The sequence below is a fragment of the Acinetobacter calcoaceticus DSM 30006 = CIP 81.8 genome (assembly GCF_000368965.1).
Classification (GTDB): Bacteria; Pseudomonadota; Gammaproteobacteria; order Pseudomonadales; family Moraxellaceae; genus Acinetobacter; species Acinetobacter calcoaceticus.
This window is the reverse complement of record NZ_KB849780.1, coordinates 1187439-1208926: the sequence shown is the minus strand read 5'-3', so window position 1 is coordinate 1208926 and position 21488 is coordinate 1187439. Positions and strand designations below refer to the sequence as shown.

General features: G+C 37.3%; 17 protein-coding genes and 1 pseudogene. 10 read left to right on the top strand and 8 right to left on the bottom strand.

What is annotated here, in order from left to right; all coding sequences use genetic code 11:
- The first annotated feature begins 76 nt into the window (after positions 1–76).
- The 4 genes from F936_RS10655 to F936_RS10640 all read left to right on the top strand — a co-directional run bounded on the left by F936_RS10655 (position 77) and on the right by F936_RS10640 (position 4598).
- Positions 77–772: an MBL fold metallo-hydrolase gene (locus F936_RS10655; RefSeq protein WP_005047344.1), complete on the top strand. Its 696-nt coding sequence runs from the start codon at positions 77–79 to the stop codon at positions 770–772.
- Positions 773–781: 9 nt separating this feature from the next.
- Positions 782–2437: a bifunctional protein tyrosine phosphatase family protein/NAD(P)/FAD-dependent oxidoreductase gene (locus F936_RS10650; RefSeq protein WP_005047343.1), complete on the top strand. Its 1656-nt coding sequence runs from the start codon at positions 782–784 to the stop codon at positions 2435–2437.
- Between the two features lie 253 nt (positions 2438–2690).
- Entirely contained in the window at positions 2691–3482 is a 792-nt protein-coding gene (locus F936_RS10645; RefSeq protein ID WP_005047342.1) for a sulfite exporter TauE/SafE family protein, read from the top strand.
- A gap of 111 nt (positions 3483–3593) precedes the next feature.
- Positions 3594–4598, top strand: coding sequence for a homoserine dehydrogenase (locus tag F936_RS10640; protein ID WP_005047341.1), 1005 nt, complete (start codon positions 3594–3596; stop codon positions 4596–4598).
- A 31-nt stretch (positions 4599–4629) separates the two neighbouring features.
- Here F936_RS10640 and F936_RS10635 read toward each other — a convergent pair whose 3' ends face one another.
- Complete coding sequence (locus tag F936_RS10635; RefSeq protein ID WP_005047340.1) at positions 4630–5547, bottom strand: DMT family transporter; 918 nt, start codon at positions 5545–5547, stop codon at positions 4630–4632.
- Between the two features lie 166 nt (positions 5548–5713).
- Between F936_RS10635 and F936_RS10630 the strand changes: the two genes are divergently transcribed.
- Positions 5714–6568: a helix-turn-helix domain-containing protein gene (locus F936_RS10630; RefSeq protein WP_005047339.1), complete on the top strand. Its 855-nt coding sequence runs from the start codon at positions 5714–5716 to the stop codon at positions 6566–6568.
- Between the two features lie 19 nt (positions 6569–6587).
- Here the strand turns inward: F936_RS10630 and chrA are convergent, their stop codons facing one another.
- On the bottom strand, positions 6588–7934 hold the full coding sequence (gene chrA / locus F936_RS10625) for a chromate efflux transporter (protein ID WP_005047338.1): 1347 nt from the start codon (positions 7932–7934) through the stop codon (positions 6588–6590).
- 179 nt (positions 7935–8113) lie between these two features.
- Positions 8114–9400: an MFS transporter gene (locus F936_RS10620; RefSeq protein ID WP_004642750.1), complete on the bottom strand. Its 1287-nt coding sequence runs from the start codon at positions 9398–9400 to the stop codon at positions 8114–8116.
- 528 nt (positions 9401–9928) lie between these two features.
- Between F936_RS10620 and F936_RS10615 the strand changes: the two are divergent.
- Positions 9929–12131 (top strand): annotated as a pseudogene (locus F936_RS10615) (TonB-dependent siderophore receptor).
- A 55-nt stretch (positions 12132–12186) separates the two neighbouring features.
- On the opposite strand, the gene F936_RS10610 reads toward F936_RS10615, so the two are convergent.
- On the bottom strand, positions 12187–13605 hold the full coding sequence (locus tag F936_RS10610) for an aspartate ammonia-lyase (RefSeq protein WP_016801908.1): 1419 nt from the start codon (positions 13603–13605) through the stop codon (positions 12187–12189).
- Positions 13606–14018: 413 nt separating this feature from the next.
- On the opposite strand from F936_RS10610, the gene F936_RS10605 reads away from it, so the two are divergent.
- From F936_RS10605 to F936_RS10590, 4 genes are all read left to right on the top strand, one after another.
- A complete protein-coding gene (locus F936_RS10605) occupies positions 14019–14201 on the top strand; it encodes a hypothetical protein (protein ID WP_003651668.1) in 183 nt (60 codons plus the stop codon).
- A 111-nt stretch (positions 14202–14312) separates the two neighbouring features.
- On the top strand, positions 14313–14534 hold the full coding sequence (locus F936_RS10600) for a hypothetical protein (RefSeq protein ID WP_080028261.1): 222 nt from the start codon (positions 14313–14315) through the stop codon (positions 14532–14534).
- A 547-nt stretch (positions 14535–15081) separates the two neighbouring features.
- Positions 15082–15975, top strand: a complete 894-nt coding sequence (locus F936_RS10595; RefSeq protein WP_005047335.1) for a LysR substrate-binding domain-containing protein — start codon at positions 15082–15084, stop codon at positions 15973–15975.
- Positions 15976–16206: 231 nt separating this feature from the next.
- Complete coding sequence (locus F936_RS10590; protein ID WP_003651675.1) at positions 16207–17100, top strand: LysR family transcriptional regulator; 894 nt, start codon at positions 16207–16209, stop codon at positions 17098–17100.
- A gap of 48 nt (positions 17101–17148) precedes the next feature.
- On the opposite strand, the gene F936_RS10585 is transcribed toward F936_RS10590, so the two are convergent.
- The 4 genes from F936_RS10585 to F936_RS10570 form a co-directional block, all read right to left on the bottom strand.
- Positions 17149–18321: a thiolase family protein gene (locus F936_RS10585; protein ID WP_005047334.1), complete on the bottom strand. Its 1173-nt coding sequence runs from the start codon at positions 18319–18321 to the stop codon at positions 17149–17151.
- 65 nt (positions 18322–18386) lie between these two features.
- The gene (locus tag F936_RS10580; protein WP_005047333.1) at positions 18387–19796 is read right to left on the bottom strand and encodes a short-chain fatty acid transporter; all 1410 of its coding nucleotides are present in this window, start codon (positions 19794–19796) and stop codon (positions 18387–18389) included.
- 116 nt (positions 19797–19912) lie between these two features.
- Positions 19913–20554: a 3-oxoacid CoA-transferase subunit B gene (locus F936_RS10575; protein ID WP_004642758.1), complete on the bottom strand. Its 642-nt coding sequence runs from the start codon at positions 20552–20554 to the stop codon at positions 19913–19915.
- Position 20555: 1 nt separating this feature from the next.
- Positions 20556–21260, bottom strand: a complete 705-nt coding sequence (locus F936_RS10570) for a CoA transferase subunit A (RefSeq protein WP_005040846.1) — start codon at positions 21258–21260, stop codon at positions 20556–20558.
- Positions 21261–21488 lie beyond the last annotated feature (228 nt).

The window sequence follows — 21488 nt, the reverse complement described above, 5'->3', positions numbered from 1 at the left end:
TTATTATTTAAATTGAAATAATTGGCATCTTATTTGCAAAATATAGGAAAGAAATAAATTATTGGGGATATAAACCATGTTCTTTAAACAGTTTTTTGAGCAAGAAAGTTCGACTTATACATATATGCTTGCATGTGAAGAAACATTTGAGGCTGTTTTAATTGACCCAGTCGCATCAGATATAGAGATTTATACAAAAGAATTAGAGCAGCATCAATTTACACTCATCTATACCTTAGACACACATGTTCATGCAGACCATATTACGGCTGCGAATTTGCTGCGTGAACGCTTTCATTGCAAATCAGTTTTACACCGAAATTCAGGTGTAAATTGCGGAGATATTTTAATCACAGATGGTTGCACGCTTAAATTGGGCAACCTTAGTATTGAAGCGCGCTATACACCAGGTCATACCAATGCTTGTACGAGTTATCTGGTTGGAAACATGGTTTTCACTGGGGATGCATTATTAATTGACGGTTGTGGTCGAACTGACTTCCAAGCGGGTAATGCTGGAACGCTCTATGACAGTATTCATAAACAACTTTTCAGTTTGCCTGACGATACAATTGTTTATCCGGGACATGATTATAAAGGACGTTTATCTTCGACTATTGCTAATGAACGTTTATATAACTCACGTTTAGGCCAAAAACGGTCACGTGAAGATTTTATTAAATTAATGGATGATTTAAATCTGCCATATCCAAAACAGATCGATAAAGCATTACCAGCTAATCAAGCCTGTGGCTCAACTTCGCAATCTTAGGGTGGCAATATGGAACTCAAACGAATTAATCAAGATTTTTATGTTGCTGGTCAAATCACTGCTGATGAAGTCGCAAAAATTGCGGATCAGGGGATAAAAACTCTGATATGTAACCGTCCAGATGGAGAAGGTGCAGACCAACCCAATGTGATTGAAATTGAAGAAGCAGCTCAGCGACATGGCCTAAATGTAATTTATCAACCAGTGACAAGTGGCAAAATTACCGATCAACAAGTTACCGAGTTTAAGCAGTTTTACCACAATACTCAGAAACCTGTTTTAGCGTATTGCCGCTCTGGCATGCGTGCCATCAGTCTATGGGCTTTAGCGGAAGTTGATCCTTCAAATGCAGCACTTTTAGTCGAAACAGGTAATAAACTTGGTTTTAACTTGAAAGGCTTAGTGCCACGTATTTTAAAACGGGATCATGAATCAGCAACGATTCCTTGCTATAGCGTTGTGATTGTGGGGGCTGGTGCAGCTGGAATTTCTGTAGCGTCTAGTCTCTTATGCCGTGAACCGAACTTAGATATTGTCATTATTGATCCGGCAGATACGCATTATTATCAACCCGGCTGGACCATGGTAGGGGCTGGTATTTTTAAGCCGCAAGTAACAGCACGCTCAATGGCAAGTGTGATTCCATCCAAAGTTAAATGGATGAAAGCTGCCGTTGCCGGATTCGACCCTGAGCACAATCAGGTTATTCTGGAAGGATGCCAACCGATTCAATATAAAGCGTTGGTCGTATGCCCTGGTTTAAAACTGAATTGGCATGGGATTGAAGGTTTAGTCGAAACCCTTGGTAAAAATGGGGTGACCTCTAACTATCGTTATGACTTGGCACCTTATACATGGCAACTGGTACAACAGCTAAACGCTGGAAAGGCAATCTTTACCCAGCCACCTATGCCGATTAAATGTGCTGGTGCTCCTCAAAAAGCAATGTATCTTTCAGCCGACTACTGGTTAAAGCAAGGCAAAATTAAAGATATTTCTATCCATTTTTATAACACCGGCGGTGTTTTATTTGGTGTGAAAGAATATGTGCCTGCACTGATGCAATATGTCGAAAAATATGGTTCTGAACTGCACTTTAACCATCAACTTGTCAAAGTAGATGGGCCTGCGAAGAAGGCTTGGTTTAAGGTAGTAAACGATGAAAATGCAGAACTAGTCGAAACCGATTTTGACATGTTGCATGTTGTTCCACCGCAACAAGCGCCTGATTTCATTCGTGCCAGTACTCTCACAGATGAAGCTGGATGGGTGAGCGTTAACTCGCAAACTTTACAACATACCGAACATGCCAATATTTTTGCTTTAGGCGACGTGATGAATGCACCTAATGCAAAAACTGCTGCTGCGGCACGGGCACAAGCTCCAATTGTCGCTGTGAATGTTCTTGCGAAACTAAAAGGTGAGCAAAACTTTTGTGAATACAACGGTTATGGTTCATGCCCACTGACTGTAGAGCGTGGAAAGATTGTTCTGGCTGAGTTTGGTTATGGCGGCAAATTACTTCCAAGTTTTCCCAAATGGGTGATTGATGGGCAAAAACCATCTCGTTTGGCATGGTTACTCAAAGAGCAAATTTTGCCACCGATTTATTGGCAAGGCATGCTCAAAGGCCGCGAATGGATGGTCAAACCTGAGCGAGGTTAAGCAAAGCAACGCTTTGTACGAGCGCAAGACGAGAACTATGTTCGAGTTAAGAGGATAAGTAAAGCAACGCTTTACCCTGAGAAGCGGCTAAAGCTTCCAAAGAAGGTGAGAACTAGGTTCGAGTGGAAGAGGTTAAACAAAGCAACGCTTTTTCCTGAGAAGCGGTTAAAGCTTCCAAAGAAGGTGAGAACTAGGTTCGAGTAAATACAGTAGTTCATTGCAAATGAAAAACATGAAATTTTAGGCTTCTAATATGTTATTACTTGTCGTTGAAGGCATTGTGATTGGCTTTTTACTTGGTCTTACTGGTGCCGGTGGCGGTATTCTTGCTGTACCTGCACTAATGACCAGTCAAGGTTGGAGCGTAGCTCAAGCAGCACCGATTGGTTTATTGGCGGTTGCGCTTTCTACACTGATTGGAACGATTGAAGGACTATTTAAAAAGATGGTTCGTTATCGTGCTGCAATCTGGATTGCCATTATTGGCGCACCTATGGCACATATCGGAATTTTAATAGCCAACACGATTTCTCCTGTTTGGCTCATGCTCATGTTTAGCTTAGTTATGTTTACAGTGGGCTATCGACTCATCAGTAACCGAGTATCAGATTTTCATAATCCGCCGTGTCAGGTTAACCCAAGTACCGGGCGCTTTATCTGGAATTTTAAAACGGGAGGCGTTCTTGCGAGCATCGGGATTATTGCTGGGCTTTTAACGGGAATGTTAGGGGTTGGCGGTGGTTTTGTGATCGTACCTGCACTTAGAAAAGTCACTAACCTCGACATGCATAGCATTGTTGCAACCTCACTCATGATTATTTTTCTCATTAGTGGCATAAGTATTGTGATGCATATTGCAGAGGGTTTTCACTATCCAGTAGGTATTACCAGTGCGTTTGCACTCGCATGTGCATTCGGTATGTTATTAGGGCGCAGAGCCATTCGTTTTATTCCGGCTGCAATTGTACAAAAAGTCTTTGCTTTAATGGTTTTTGCTGTCGCAATTTATATGGTAGTTAAGATTGTTAATCTCACAAATATCTAAGTGATATAGTATTTTAACTTACCTTTATAAATACAAAGTTTCCAAATGAAGCCTTAACATTAACTTTGGAAATTTTCTATTTAAACCCTTTAAGTTTTTTGAGAAAGCGATATGAAGCGAGTCAACGTGGCAATTTGTGGTTTTGGACGGATTGGGCAACAAATTGCAGAGCTTCTTTTAAATCGATCTGAATACTATAAAGAAAAATATCAAATTGATGCCCGTTTAGTAGGTGTCTGCAACTCATCATCAGGCTTAATCGACCAAGACGGTTTGCAAGCTGCCAAATGGCTAGATAAAACACAATATCAAGCAGGTCTCACTGAGCAAAAGTTTTTAGAACAGGTACAAGCGGATGTCATTCTTGAGACTGGGCCAAGTGATTATGTGACAGGAGGCAAAGGCCTGTTTTATTTAAATTATGCTTTAACACATAACATGAATGCGATAGCAGTATCTAAAGGTGCTTTAGTAGTAGAAGGTAAAAAATTAATTAACTTGGCGCATCAACACAATAAAAAATTATTTTTTAGCGGCGCGACGGCTGCGGCTTTACCGACAGTTGATTTGTTTGAATATAACTTGGCTGGCTGTCAGATTTTAGAAATAGAAGGTGTTTTTACTGGAACCACAAATTTTATTTTAAATGATATGTTGCAACATGAATGTGCGTTTGCAGAATCTCTTGAAAAAGCCCAAGCAAAAGGTATTGCCGAACCTAATAGTTCTTTTGATGTAGATGGATGGGATACTGCTGCTAAAATTACGATATTGGCAAATACCGTTTTGGGAGCTGATGTAAAAATTAAAGATATTCCAAGACAAGGAATCAGCCATGTTACTGCCGATCATATTCGTGATTGGAAAAAAGAAGATCTAATTCCTCGTCTGGTGGGTTTTATTCATATTGAAAATCAGCAAATTCAAACAGGGGTTGAATTACGTTTAGTCCCAGCAAATCACCCTTTTGCCCATCTTCAAGGTTCAAATAAATGCATTCGGGTGTTAACACAAGAAATGGGGGAACTTGTGGTAAGTGGAGGAGCATCCGCGCCCTTAGCCACAGCAGCCGCAGCTTTAAAAGATTTCGAGTTGATGCTAAAAACGGGCTGCTAGAATTAATCATGGTTTATAAAAAAGCAGGCTTTTAGGCCTGCTTCTCACAACTTTTTTGAGTATTAAATAACTTTTTTCCAATTTCAAACTTACTAAACATTAAGTAGTTGCCGAGTAAAATTAATAAAATTCCGAATAGAGCGTTTAGGGTCCATACATATCCTTCAAAGAATGTAGAAACAGAAAGCGCGACTAAAGGGAAAAGTAAGGTGCTATATGCTGCTTTTGAAGCGCCAATTCGCCCAACCAATGAAAAATAAGCAGAGAAGCCAATTACTGTGCCAAATACAGCTAGATAAAGTACTGAACTTAAAAATGGAAAATTCATAGGAGGCATTAAATCTTGGCCAGTAAATAAAGCCAGACTTAACATCACCAATGCACCATAAGTCATGGCATAACAATTGGTTGAAAAGATATTTAGGCCACGTTTCTGATGTCTAACACTAATCATGTTCCCTAAAGAAAAACCATAAGTGCCTATTGCACACAGCCCAATACCCATCAATAACTGTGCATTAAACTGGCTATTAATCAGGTCATGCCAAAAGAGTAAAACAATACCACCAAGTCCTAAAAGTGCAGCTGGAGCAAAGTTTGGGGAAGGTTTTTGCTTAAAAAAGATAAGCGCATTAATGGCATTAAAGAAAACGGCCATAGAAAAAATGACAGATTCTAAACCGCTATTTACATATTTAACTGCGGTATAAAAACAAATAAAGTTTAGGCCAAAAACACAAAGCCCTTGCAGTATACAAAACAAGTGATCTTTAAAAGCAATTCGTTGTAATTTTCCTGAAAATAATAAAACAACCCAAAGCAATAAGGCTGAAATGGCAAAACGCCATAAAATTGCGACAATGGGTGTTGCATAATGGCTCTGAACAGCTATTCCAATCCATGTTGTTCCCCAAATCAACACCACCGCAACATAGAGTAAAATATTCATAACTTCATCCTCGATTACCAAGCTTAAGTATCGAGGAATGCTTCATTTTTCACGTATATATTCTTGTGTTATACATGCAAGATCTTGCGTTTTTTATAGATCTAAACTAGCTCAATTTTACTGAATATGGTTAACTTAAGCTCAATAATATTCGTTTTAATTTTGCATGGCCTATCAAACTTTAGAACAGCTACAGCAATCTAAAGCCAAGCTTCACGAAACCGTGGTGCTTGATGAAAATATGCAACTTGCATTTTGGTCTAATGAGCAAGATCGTGTAAGTGTCTGTAGCGATCACCACACTTTAAGTCTCTATATTCAAGATGGCTATGAAAGCTATCAAAAAACACCTGCGGGCTGGAAAAATGGCGGTGGGCCGGGTCGTTTTTGTTTATTGCCTGAACATCAGGAGTCAACTTGGGATATACGTGGTGGGCTTAAATTCGTTCACTTGTACTATACCGACCAACATTTGCGTGATGTTGCTGAAAAAATATGGGACAAAGAGCCCAATCAAATTGAACTAAATGAAGTTGTCTTTAATGACGATGAACGGATTCGTGCGTTATATCAGTTCTTCTTACTCGACTGTGACTGGCAAGATTCATCTAATCATTTGCAAATGAGTACAACCGCCAGTTTATTGCTAAATCATTTAATTCGAAGATATAGCAATGTTAAATGGCAACAGCCTGCCATTAAAGGCGGGCTTGCGCCTCATAAGCTCAAATATATTCAAGAATGGATTGAAGATCATCTCGATCAAGCTATGACTTTGTCAGATTTGGCAAATGTTGTGAATTTAAGCGAATACCATTTTGCCCATATGTTTAAACAATCCATGAATATGGCACCTCACCAATATGTCATGCAAAGACGTTTAACCAAGGCAAAAGGACTAATTCAGTCTTCACACTTTTCTTTACAAGACATTGCATTGGTATGTGGCTTTAGTTCAGCAAGCCATTTGAGCCATCGCTTTAAACAGTTTTATGGCATGAGTCCTTCACAGTTGCGTTAAAGGACTCATGGTTAATTTTCTATAAAAGATAAACCAACAAGCCAATAAGGGCAGATGTAAAAATCACGTATAACACATTAATTTCAAAACGGAACAAGGCAATAAATGCTGCAATGGTAATTAAAGCCGCAACAACATCAAAGTGACCAGAAAAACCTTGTGGCCACAAAACATGGTAGCTAAAAAATAATGCCAGATTTAAAATTACACCGACCACAGCCGCGGTAATCGCAGTGAGTGGCGCCGTAAACTTGATTTCATTATGTGTAGATTCAATGATGGGCGCACCAGCAAAAATAAATACAAATGAAAAGAGAAAAGTAAACCAAGTGACAATGACTGCACCTAATGCACCAGCAAAGAATAGATGCTCAGAGCCAAGTAGTGCATGATTCACACCACCTAAAAAACCAACAAAAGCAACGACTATAATCAGTGGGCCTGGTGTGGTTTCACCTAAAGCTAGTCCATCAATCATTTGAGTAGGTGAAAGCCAGCCAAAGTTATTAACTGCACCTTGATATACATAAGGTAAAACGGCATATGCACCACCAAACGTAAGCAGTGCAGCTTTAGTAAAAAACCATGCCATTTGAGTATAAGAATGATGCCATCCAAAATATGAACCCAAAGCTAAAATGGGTAATAACCATAAGCCGATAGCCACAAAAATAAGTCTAGCTAAACGCGACCATAGGAATTTAGCATGTTCTGGCGTGGGGGTATCATCATCAATAAATGCTCGACCATAATCTTTTTGACTGGCTTTATGACTAGCCGCTGAAGAAAATAGCTCAGGATATTTTTTACTCGTTAAATAGCCTGCAATACCAGCTGATAAAACAATAAGAGGGAAAGGAAGTTTTAAGACAAAGATGGCAAAGAAAGCAGCAATTGCAACTCCCCATAAAAACTTATTTTTAAGTGAGCGGCTACCTATTCGATAAGTAGCATGAAAAACAATTGCGGTGACAGCAGGTTTAATCCCGTAAAAAATTCCCGCAATAACCGGAACATCTCCAAATTTTATATAAACCCAAGACAGTCCAATTAAAATAAATAAAGAAGGTAATACAAATAAAATACCAGCGACCAACCCTCCAGCCGTTCTGTGCATAAGCCAACCAATATAAGTCGCCAATTGCTGTGCTTCAGGGCCAGGCAATAACATGCAGTAGTTAAGCGCGTGTAAAAATCTTTTCTCAGAAATCCAGCGTTTTTGTTCAACTAGTTCCTGATGCATCACAGCAATTTGTCCAGCTGGCCCCCCAAAACTAATAAAACCAAGCTTGAGCCAAAATAAAAAGGCTTGCCAGAAGGTGACTTGATTAATGCTTTCAGGCAAAGGGGATTTTTCATTTTCCATTTTTTATCCCATCAAAATTGATTTATACAGATCATGAACATCAAACTAGCAATTTATAGTTAATCGAATAGGTTAGATGTGCTATGCAGCTATAAGATACAGAACAAAAGTGAATTTCTTATTATTTTAAAAAGATATTCTTCTAAAAAATCTCTAGAAGAATATCTATATTTTATTTTTTAGTGATCATGTTCTAAATAATCTGGTTTTTTAGGGAGCGCAAGGCTACACAAGAAACAGATAATAAGCATAACAATGACATAGATGAAGAAAGTGTTTTCAATTCCAGCAGCTTTAAACTGTAGTGCAACTGAAGGAGCCGATCCACCAAAAATGGCATTACCTACCGCATAAGAGAAGCCTACACCTAGTGCACGCACATGAGGAGGGAACATCTCTGCTTTGACTAAGCCACTAATTGATGTATAGAAACTCAGGATCATCATCATAAAAATGAGTAGCAAGGTAATGATAATCGGTGAATCTATATAATTAGGCATACCGATCGCCATAATTGGATAGATAAAAATTGCAGATAATAAGCTAAATGCCAGCATTGAAGAACGTCGCCCAATGCGGTCGGAAATTGAACCAAATACAGGTTGAGCACACATATAGACAAATAACGCGAAGGTCATAATATAACCAACAGTTTTTCCATCCATACCTAAGTTAGTTAAATAGGTTTTTGAATAAACGGTTTCAACATAAAAAGTTAATGAACCAGCAGAGGTATAACCAACCACCAATAAAAAGGTTTTCCAATGTTTTTTAAAGAGTTCTCTTAAGCTACCAGACTCTTCACGTTCACTGTCTTGATGAGAAAGGGTTTCTTCCAAACGACTACGAGCAAGTAAGGATAAAATTGCAGCAAAACCACCAATAACAAACGGAATACGCCAACCGCCGTCATGTAATTGTTGCTCACTCAAAAATGCTAATAAGATTACGCCGAGCAAACTTGCCAGCAATTGACCACCAGAGAGTGTGACGTATTGAAAAGAAGAGTAAAAACCACGTTGACCTTTTAAGCCTAATTCACTCATGTAGGTTGCTACGGCACCGTATTCACCACCGACTGATAAACCTTGAAGTAAGCGTACTACCAGTAATAGAAATGGGGCAAATAATCCGACTTGATCGTAGGTAGGTAAGGCCGCAAATAAGAAGGAACTCAATGCCATTAAACAAATAGAAATGACCATTGATTTTTTTCGACCATGTCGATCTGCAATGCGCCCGAATATCCAACTACCAATAGGACGCATGAAAAAACTTGCAGCAAATACACCCCAGACATAAATAGCTTTGGTCGAACTATCCATATCGGGTGCAGTTAAGGCTTGTGTAAAATAGGCAGCAAAGACTGCATAGATATAAAAGTCAAACCATTCAACAAGGTTACCAGAGGCCGCACCAACAATACCGCGTATTCTGCTACGTTTTTCTTCCTTAGTGTATGTCATATATATTCCGTCAGTTAGCAGAAAAAAATAGAAATTTTTAGGTGTACTGAACAGGAAATAGCATGAGTTTTTAAATATCACTCAATCCTGAGTACTTACCTTAGAATTCCTCTCCATGCATTTTTTATAATTTTAAATTTCCATTCTAGTGATTGTATGATCTTTTGTTCGATTTAAAGATATTTTTATCGATTATCGAACATTTCCTTAATTTACTTAGACGATCATCGCACTATAAACTTTATTTAAAATCAGACATCTAATTTATCAACCATATTCTTTATTGTATTCCTCCTTGGTTTTAAGCTTATTTTGAGCTTAGTTTTATTTTGACTATTTGGTAATACTTAAAAAGTTATAGTACCAATTTCAAAGAAAATAAATGAAATTTATATAATGATGACGCTTTATTACATAAAATTTACTTGATCTGAAAATTACATAATTTGTTGTTTCTCGATATGTGTCACTGTATTCTTTCGAGGCTAAAAAATATGGAAGATTTCCGACTTTTAGCATACTTATATTATGCACGGTATGGGCAGGTAGTTATTCAATGGACAGACACTCGTTAAATCTTCACTTCATTACATGTTCTAAAACAGCATTAGCATCATCTATTGCACTGATGACATCGGTTGTCTATGCAAATGAAGCGGAAGTTTCTCAACTACCTACAATTACCGTGAATGCTACCCAAAACACTAACGATTTATATTCCTCAAAAAAAGTTGATTTATCTGGTTTTCAAACAGGCGATATAAAAAAGATTCCTGCATCTATCACAACAATTACATCTGAACGCATGGCAGACCAGCATGCAAAAACACTGACTGATGTTGTTAAGAATGACTCATCGTTAGGAGATGGTTATGCTGCAATTGGCTATTATCCAAATTTCGTAGCTCGTGGTTTTTCGCTCGATTTAGGTTCAAGTTATCTTATTAATGGCCATAACATTCGTGGTGAACAAAACGTTGCTTTAGAAAACAAAGAGCGAGTAGAAATTTTAAAAGGGATTTCCGCTATTCAAAGTGGAATGTCGACTCCAGGCGGTGTTGTCAACTATGTAACCAAACGACCTGCCGATGTTAAGAGTGTTACCGTCGATGCAAACTCAGAAGGTGGTTATACACTTGCAACGGATGTAGGTGGCTTTTTGAATGATAAATTTGGATATCGAATTAATTTAGCCCATGAAAGTATTCACCCAAATGTCGATCATGCAAATGGTAAACGTGAGTTTGGTTCAGTTGCTTTAGATTGGAAAATTAATGATCGCTCTAAACTACTGTTTGATATTGAAGCTCAGCATCAAAGCCAACGCTCAGTTCCGGGGTATCAACTGCTTGATGGGCAAGTACCAACAAATGTTGATGAAGACCGTTTGTTGGGGTATCAGTCTTGGAGCAAACCTGTTGTAAATAACAGCGTAAATGCAAGCTTGAAATATCAATATGCCTTTAACGATCAGTGGAATGGTAGCTTAAGTGCATCGCAAAGCCGTGTTGTGATTGATGATAATAGTGCTTTCCCATGGGGATGTTATAACGATAATTGTGAAGTTACTGGTTTAGGCAATACTTTTGATAAACACGGTAATTACGATATTTACGATTTCCGTAGCCCAGATGACACACGTATTACTAATCAATTTGCTGCTGGGCTAAATGGACAATTCAACACTGCCAATATTCAACATCAGGTTGCTTTGGAACTACAACGTACTTATAAGACCTTAAAGCACCATACACCTCTTAATGTAGCGGTAGGAACAGGCAATATTTATCAAGATACGATTGACTACAGCCCATCATCAGATAGCTTAGGCGATCGTTACAAAGCTCTAGAAAGTGATCAGACTGCTTTCACGATATCTGACCGAGTTCAATTTAACGAGCAATGGTCAACTTTACTGGGTGGAAAACTTATTCACCTTGATGAACAGGCTTATAATTCAGATGGACAACAAAGCCGAGATACAGACCTAAATAAGTTTTTACCGCAATTAGCTCTCATGTATAGCCCAACTGCTACGACTAATCTTTATGCATCATATGCCAAAGGGTTATCTGATGGTGGTGAAGCACCTTGGTTTGCTAATAATGCTCTTGAAATTTTAGCACCTAGAAACTCTGAACAATTTGAACTTGGTGTTAAGCAACAAGTACAAAACCTCTTAATAACGGCTGCTATCTTTGATTTAAAACAGGATAATCAATACAGTAAAGTCAATGCCGATGGATCTTTCGATTTTGTTGAACAAGGTGAACAACACAATCAAGGTATTGAATTAGGTCTGACTGGTGCCTTAACTGATACAGTTGACGTAAGCTCAGGTATTACCTATACCAAATCTCGCCTTGTTGATGTTGATACTGACAGTTATAAAGGCCACCAAACTCAAAATGTACCGAAAGTCCGCACAACTGCGCAGTTATCTTATAAAGTACCTTCTGTTGAAGGATTAAGATTACTCAGTGGAATGCAATACAGCAGCAGTAAATATGCAAACAAAGAGGGAACTGCAAAAGTAGGTGGCTATAGCGTCTTTAATATTGGTGCTGCCTATAAAACAAATTTTGCTGGGCATGACACTACTTTTAGATTCAATATTGATAACTTATTTAATAAGAAATATTGGCGTGATGTAGGGGCATTTATGGGGGATGACTACCTATTCTTAGGTAATCCACGTACAGCCCAGTTCTCTACAACTTTCAGTTTTTAAAATATAGAACAAATAAAAAAGGAGCTTATAAAAGCTCCTTTTTTATTTTCAGGAATTAAGCCGACATTTTTGGTTTAACCATATTATTAATCGACAAGATATCATCAAGCACTTGTGCCGATAATAAGCCTTCGTTCTGAACGAGTGCCAATACACTTTGTCCAGTTTCGTTTGCAGTTTTAGCAATACGAGTTGTAGTTTCATAACCTAAATATGGGTTAAGTGCAGTCACAATCCCAATTGAGTTTTCAACTAAAGCTTTGCAATGCTCAGGGTTCGCCGTAATCGTATCAATACATTTACTTTGGAACATTGCCATCGCGTTACCAAGCAAATCCATCGATTCAAATAGTTTGAATGCAATAAGTGGTTCCATTGCATTCAACTGTAGTTGACCAGCTTCAGCAGCTAAAGTTACAGCCAAATCATTTGCAATAATCTGGAAGCAAGCGAGGTTCATTGCTTCAGGAATAACTGGATTTACTTTACCCGGCATGATCGAACTACCAGGTTGACGTGCTTCTAAATTAATTTCATTGATACCAGTACGTGGACCACTTGAAAGTAAACGCAAGTCGTTAGCAATTTTAGAAAGTTTAGTTGCGGTACGTTTTAATAAACCAGATAAAAGAACAAAGTCACCCATATCTGAAGTTGCTTCAATTAGATCTGGAGCAGACTTAATTTTCTTACCAGAAATTTTTTCAAGCGCTTGAATCGCAAGTTCACGGTAACTATATTCAGTGGTAATGCCCGTACCAATCGCTGTGCCACCAAGGTTCATGTAAGCTAAAACATTTGGAATAAGCGTATTAATTTGCTCAAGGTCTTTTTGTAAGGTTACTGCAAAAGCTCCAAACTCTTGACCCAATGTCATTGGTACAGCATCTTGCAACTGAGTACGACCCATTTTTAAGATGTGAGCAAATTCTTGAGACTTGTTACGGAAACTTAAAATTAAGTTATTAAAAGGGAGATTCAATTCGTCTAAATTTAATAATAAGCCTAAACGAATTGCAGTAGGGTACACGTCATTTGTAGACTGTGACATGTTGATATCATTATTAGGGTGTAAATATTGATATTGGCCTTTTGCATGTCCCATATATTCTAAAGCAATATTCGCCAATACTTCATTTGCATTCATGTTGGTTGAAGTACCAGCACCACCTTGCAACATATCGATCGGGAATTGATCGTGAAAATTACCACGAATAAGTTGATTACAACTGTATTCAATAGCTTCAAATTTAGTTTGATCTAAGCTTTTAAGATTATGATTCGCTTCAGCACAAGCAAGTTTTACCATTGCTAAAGCTTTAATTAAATGGGGGAAATTTCCAACCTTGCTTTGGGTTAAATTAAAGTTTTCTAGAGCACGTAATGTTTGAACTCCGTAATAATCATTATTGTTGATTTCTCTATAACCAATAAGATCCTTCTCAATACGGGTGGTAATTTCAGCGTTCATCATTAAACTTCGAATTAGTAGAGTAGATAATTCATATTAGATTTCGAAATGCTTCACTTCTAATGCATTTATCAAGTTAATTATGCATTTTTTGCATATCAGTTTTCTTCTTTTCTAAATTTAAAAATAAAAAATTCTTTTTCCTGCACTCATTGAATCTAAATTTTATTTTTTAAATTAACAGCTTACTGTTTAGATAAATTTAATATGCAAAAATTCTTTGATGAACAAAATGGTCATGTAATTAAAAAACAACCGAATACGAAATTATAGATTCATTAATTTAAGTGAAATATCAAGTAAATTAATAAGGTTTACAGCACAAAGAGTGTAGCTCATCTAACAAATTTATATAAAAATGTGATGCATTTCACATAAAAACCACTATAATACGAAAAAATCCTAGTTTTAAGTTTATGTTAAAAGTCACAGCTGCATTAATTATTTTGGGTAGTTTTACATACTATGTACTTTTTCAGGGTGAAGAGAAGAGAGAGTCAAAAACTTCTCGTCTGCTTAAAGAAGCCGAGCAATCTATTGCTTCTGCGGAAACCTCTGTAAACAAGGCAAATAGTATCGTAGCAGTATCTTATAAATAGCCACGGTTACTTAGCCTAACTATTTTACATTATCCATCAAAATATTGTTTTACCTAAATTTTATTAAACTTTAGGTAAAAGACCGTATGTATAGAGACAAAATTCATGAGAATGAAGTTTATCGCCTATGATCCCAATTCTGGGGAAAAAGTAAGCTTAAAAGAGCATATCCATCAAATGGACAAATACACCACTTATATCTTTTTTAGCGATGAAAAAGATAATATGGTGTTTAACCCACAGAAAAAACAAGTTTTTGAAATCACTCAATATACTTCTAATATGATGGTTGAAATTTCAAGAAAGCTATATTATCTCATTGGTGAATATTAGAAATTTGTTTCAGCTCAATCTCGGATAGATACTTTAGTAGAATAGTCAGGTTTATTTAGTTGAATTATACTGCAAATATATCTTCTGATTTGAATGATTTTATTAGGTCAGAAAGCTTAAATCCTGAAATAATCAAAATAGTAACATTTTAGTTTTACAGTCCGTATTCTTCCCCAAGGTACGGACTTTTTTTTATCAAAATTAAAAACATGATGAAAACATAAGATTATTTTTATTTTTTATTAAGATTGAAGTGTTCATTTACTTAGGTTATGTTTAATTTAATTATTGATTTTAAATAATTTTTACCGCAATAATTTTATATTTGTATGAGTTGATGAGTTAAATCAAAGTCTTTTATTCTCTTACACTCTTTTCTATGTCAGAATTATTAAATACATACTTTTATCGTTTGGCCTTGCCATTCTTCCATCGCATTTTTGCAGGTACTCCCATGTTTTATATTTTTCATTCATCTATTCAGCTATTTATCCAGCTTCCCAACAAGACAAATTAAGGACATAAATATAAAAAGGGAATGCATAAAATGAACTTAGAAGTACGTTGGGTAGAAGATCTTTTGACATTAGAGCGTGAGCGTTCTATTTCAAAGGCAGCCGAAAAGCGATTTATTAGTCAATCTGCTTTTACGCGTAGAATTCAGCAATTAGAAGAGATGATAGGAGCTGAAGTTATTATTAGAAATAATAAAAATAATATTGAATTTACAGACATCGGGCGAATTATGCTGGTTATGTCTAAAAATATTGAAAAGCAGGTGGAAGAGACCGCTAAGCTGATTAAAAATATTAAAAATGAAACCGAATCTACTATTCGTTTTTGTGTTGTTCATTCATTAGCTTCTGGTTTTTTAACGACTTTTTTGAAAAAATTCCCAACGTTTATGCGTGATTTAAAAATTGAAATTGTAGCGACCAATAGTGGTGAGGGTTTATCTCTTTTAAAAGAGGGTGCCTGCGATTTTATGATTTGTTATGCAGACCGATCTCATATTAATCGTGTTGGTGATGATATTTTAAGTGGGATCAAGATTGCGGAAACAGAGATTGTTCCTGTATCAGCTACCGAAGTCGACCATACGCCTAAGCATACAATTCAGAATAATTTTTCATTGCTTGCTTACAGTAAACATGCGTATTTGCGAAAATTAGTGGACCAACTGATCGAAGGTAAACTAATTTATAAAACCTTATACGAGACTGATAATGCAACTAATTTGAAAGAGCTGGTATTGCAAGGTCTAGGGGTGGCATGGATTCCAAAAATTAATGTAGAGGAAGATCTTGCTAACGGAAAACTGGTCATGTTGGATCATCATGAATATTGTCTTCCTCAAGATATTTACATTTTTAAAAATAATTTGAGTGATAACAAAGCAGTCCAACAAATCTGGAAGGGCTTCCAAACTCAGCCTGATTAAAATTTATAATTATGGGCTGTATTCAGCAAAGTTATATACAAAGTAATCAATTAAAGCGCCCATACCTTTGTCTTTATGATGAAAGGGTTTATAAAACATTGCTCATGGTCTAGATTCTTTGTTAATTTAGACCATATATCAATAATTCAGAAATCTAGTGAGCATTTTTATATATGCTGTACCTGATTTCATTCCTTTTGAATGGATTATTTGATCCAGACGGAGACAATTTTGTTTGATCTAGATAGTAGATTACTAAATATTTTTTATCATATTTATCGGTTTAAAAGCGTTTCAATGGCTGCTGATGCTATTGGTCTTACCCAACCGAGTGTTAGTAATGGACTAAACAAAATCCGTCAGCATTTTAATGATCCACTTTTTATTCGTGTTGGGAATGAAATGATTCCAACCGAATTAGCTAAAGAAATCTTTCCACTCATTAGTGAAGTGATTGATAAAGTTGAAAGTATTAACAACTTTAGTGTGAACTTTGACCCACTTACTTCGGATCAACTTTTTACTATTGCGATGACTGATGTATCTCATCTGGTCTTATTGCCGCAATTAACAAACTATTTAAAAGAGAAAGCTCCTTTAATTCGCTTGAATATTCGGCCGATTACACCAGAAACTAGCTATCAAATGGCAAATGGTGAAATTGACCTTGCAATTGGTTTTTTACCTCAATTAGAAGAAGGCTTTTATCAACAAAAGTTTTTCAAACAACATTATGTGGTGATTAGCTCTAAGAGCCATCCTCGTTTAGATCCAAATAATTTTACTTTAGATGATTATATGCGGGAATATCATATCGATATTGATGCAGGAATCGGTCACTACCACATTAAAAATGAATTACAGAACAAAGGATTGGATAGAAATATCTTGATTCGCTTACCAAGTTATCTAGGGGTGGGCCTAGTCGTTCAAGAAACAGATGCGATTGCAACCGTACCGTATTATTTGAGCCAAGTCTTATTGGTCAGAGAAAATTTACAGATTTTACCAGCACCTCTCGACTTCCCAACTTATGATGTTAAACAACATTGGCATATGTCTTGTCATCATAAAAGTAGCCATAAATGGTTCCGCCAAACCTGTTATGAACTTTTTAAAGTCTGAAAAAGAAGATGTAAGAAAAACTCCTACATCTTCTGTGTAGTTTGATTTTTAGATTTCAATTGCGACAGCTGTAGCTTCCCCGCCACCAATACATAACGTAGCAACACCTTTCTTTTTACCTAGGCGTTTTAAAGCATAGATAAGAGAAAGGATAATTCTTGAACCAGTTGCGCCAATTGGATGTCCTAAAGCACATGCTCCGCCATGTACGTTTACTTTTGCTTCATCAATGCCGAGCTCATGAATTGGCGCCATTGCGACCATTGCAAAAGCTTCATTAATTTCCCAAGCATCTACCTCGTCAACAGACCAACCAGCACGCTCAAGTACTTTTTGAATTGCGCTAATTGGAGCAATTGTAAACTCGCTTGGATGCTGTGAATGACTAGAAGTCGCCACAATTTTTGCTAAAGTATTTAAACCATGAGACTGAGCATATTCTTCAGTGGTGAGTACTAATGCAGCAGCGCCATCAGAAATTGAGCTTGAGTTAGCCGCTGTAATTGTACCGTCTTTACTAAAAGCAGGACGTAAAGTTGGGATTTTTTCAAGATTCGCTTTTAATGGTTGTTCATCTTGATCAACAACTTCAACACCTTTACGTGTTTTTACTTCAACAGGAACAATTTCTTCTTTGAAGTAACCTTCTGTAATTGCAGTTTGCGCTTTTTTAAGTGAAGCAATCGCGAAATTATCCATTTGTTCACGTGTAAAGCCTTTGGTATTTGCCATGTCTTGAGCAAAAGAACCCATTAATCGGCCAGTTTCAGCATCTTCAAGACCATCTAAAAACATGTGGTCTTTAATTTCACCATGTCCCATACGGTAACCACCGCGAGCTTTAGGCAAAATATAAGGCGCATTGGTCATAGATTCCATACCACCCGCAACAATAATGTTGGCACTACCAGCTTTTAAGGTATCTGATGCCATTAATACCGCTTTCATGGCAGAGCCACACAGTTTATTAATGGTGACTGCACCGACATGATCGGACACGCCAGCTTTACGCATAGCCTGACGAGCGGGACCTTGGCCTATACCTGCACTTAATACGCAACCAAAAATAACTTCATCTACTTGGTCTGGTGCAACACCTGCACGTTTAATCGATTCACGGATTACTGCAGCACCAAGCTCTGGAGCTGTTAAAGAAGATAAACTGCCCTGAAAACCGCCCATTGCAGTACGACTACCTGAAACTATAACAATTGAACTCATCTTAATATCTCTTATTGATGTATTTGCTAAATTTGCCTCTAACCGAAACTAAAGGCGCCATTAAATTAAAAAGTAGGTGGGGTGTAGCTAAGCGTTCTTCCAAAGAACCACAGTAAAAATAAAACTAAAGGAAAATGCACGACGAGCTGAGTAACTGTAAAACCAATCACATCTTTTGCTTTTAGTTTTAAAATGCCCAACATTGGAAGCATGAAGAATGGATTGATTAAGTTTGGTAAAGCTTCAGCTGCGTTATAAATTTGTACTGACCAACCCAAATGAACTTTTAAATCATTTGCCGCTTGCATGACATATGGCGCTTCGATAATCCATTTTCCGCCGCCAGAAGGTACAAAGAACCCGAGTATGGCAGAGTAAATTCCCATCACAATCGCAAAGGTTTCTTTTGAAGCGATAGAGACGAAAAACTCGGCAATATAGTGCGACAGTGATAAATCTTGGCTATTTAAAGCTTGCGTCATAATAAAGGCAATACTTCCGTACAACGGGAACTGGATTAAAATGCCTGATACTGCTGGAACTGCTTTCGCAACAGCATTTAAAAAGTTTCGTGGCGTTCCATGTAATGCTAGACCTAGCATTAAAAAGACAAAGTTGTAGGTGTTTAGACTTGAAATGGCAATGATTGGATTACTTTTTGAAAATTCAAAAAACATCCAGATTAGACCTAAAGCCACCACAATAATCGTTAAAATAGGCGAGTTTTCTAACCAGTCACCCGGACGGGTAGATTTCTCTTCATGTGGCTTTTCTTCTTCAAATTGCACATTAAAACTATCAATCGTTTTAACGTTATTACCTTTGGGAGCTGACCAATACGCGATTGCGATTGAAACAATCACCAAAATAATGGTCATCGCAATTGATTGCCAAAGAAAGATCGTTTCTGTAAATGGAATAACACCGGTCAAATTATAAATCGACTCAGGCAAGCTGCTTTTATTCGCTTGAAGTTGTGCTGCTGACGAACTAATTCCCAACGCCCAAGTTGCACCCATACCAATAATCGCAGCCGCTGCGGCAGCACGATAATCCATATTGAGTTCTTTACGTTTTGCCAATGCGATCACCAAAAGTGCCGTAAGGATGGTACTTACCGCCCAATTGACCAGCGAAATTAACAAGCTGACGGTCGCAACCAAAACAATAGCACCACGTCCAGAATTTGGAATACGGGCCATTTTTTGAATCAGGAATTTTACGGGCTTAGATACGGAAACGACATAACCCACAATAATCAGCATGGTCATTTGCAAAGTAAATGGAATAAGACTCCAGAAACCATTACCAAATGACGTCGCTACATCTTGAATAGGTGCACCAATACCCAAAGCGGCAATAGAGACAATAATGACGCCGAGTAAAGCAAAAATATATGAATCTGGAAACCACTTTTCAGACCAGTCACTAATCCGAAGGGCAAATCTTTCAAAAATTCCTTGCTGTTTTTCCATAGCTGAAAAAATCCTTCTCGTTCTTATTCGTTGACAGCACATCCGGTGCTTAAAGAAGCTAAGACTTAAGCTAGAAAGTGAGCTTAAGTCTTGTCTGGCTAACTAAAAATTAAAATTTAAGCAACTAAGGTTTTATAGAATTCGACGCCTGTAACAGCTTGAATCTGTTCTAGAGTGACATCTTTAGCAAGTTCAATCAGTTCAACACCTTGTGGGGTAATGTCCATTACACCTAAGTCCGTAATTACGCGGTGAACCACGCCTTTACCGGTTAAAGGTAAACTACAGTTTTTCACAATTTTGGGCGTACCGTCTTTTGCACAATGTTCCATAAGAACTACAACTTTTTGGACACCAACAACCAAATCCATTGCGCCGCCCATACCTTTTACTTTCTTGCCTGGGATCATCCAGTTAGCCAAGTCACCATTTTCGGAAACTTCCATTGCACCTAAAATTGCAATGTTTACATGGCCGCCACGGATCATGGCAAATGACGCTGAGCTTGAGAAAAAAGCAGCGCCAGGGCGAGCAGTAACCGTTTGTTTGCCTGCATTAATTAAATCGGCATCAACAGTTTCTTCAGTTGGAAACTCGCCAATACCCAATAAACCGTTCTCAGACTGAAGCCAAACATTAATATTTTCAGGAATATAGTTGGCAACTAGGGTAGGTAAGCCAATACCCAAATTGACATAAAAACCATCTTCAAGTTCTTTTGCAGCACGTTGTGCCATTTCATTGCGTGACCAAGCCATTTTATACTGCCTCCGTGCTTAAAGTTTTATGCTCAATGCGTTTTTCAGGTGATGCATTAAGTACAATGCGATTTACATAGATTCCCGCTAAATGGATTTCATCCGGATCCAATTCACCAATTTCAACAACCTGTTCAACTTCAGCAATTGTAATTTTTCCAGCCATTGCACATTCAGGGTTAAAGTTCTGAGCAGTTTTACGGAAAACTAAATTACCCGCTTTATCGGCTTTATATGCTTTAACAAGTGCTACATCGGCTGTTAAAGATTCTTCTAAAATGTAGTTTTTGCCTTTAAAGGTACGTTCTTCTTTACCTTCAGCAATCAGTGTACCTACGCCAGTTTGAGTATAAAACGCGGGAATTCCAGCACCACCAGCACGTAATTTTTCAGCTAAAGTACCTTGTGGGGTGAGTTCTACATCAAGTTCACCATTTAAATACTGACGCTCAAATTCTTTGTTTTCTCCAACATAAGAAGAGATCATTTTTTTAATCTGTTTGGTTTGAAGCAAAATACCTAAGCCAAAGTCATCTATACCTGCGTTATTAGAAATACAAGTGAGACCAGTTACACCACTTTGCTTAACTGCAACAATCAGTTTTTCAGGAATTCCGCATAAACCAAAACCGCCAACGGCAAGCGTTTGATTATCTGCAATAACATCTTTCAGTGCTGCCTCTGCATTGGCATAAACTTTATTCATTCTATTGTTTTCCTATATCCCTTAGTGGTTTTAGTTTTAGCATCTAGTTTTATGTTATAGAAGTTAATTTTTTAAAAGGATTAATAAGTATAATCAATGAATCGCATCAAATTAACAACAAAAGATAAGAAGCACAAAAGCAAAAAATCTTAAAAAAAATCATTTCATAGCATTGAAATTTATAATAATTAAGAAATTAACCTTAGCCGTAAGCTTAGCTCATCCTAA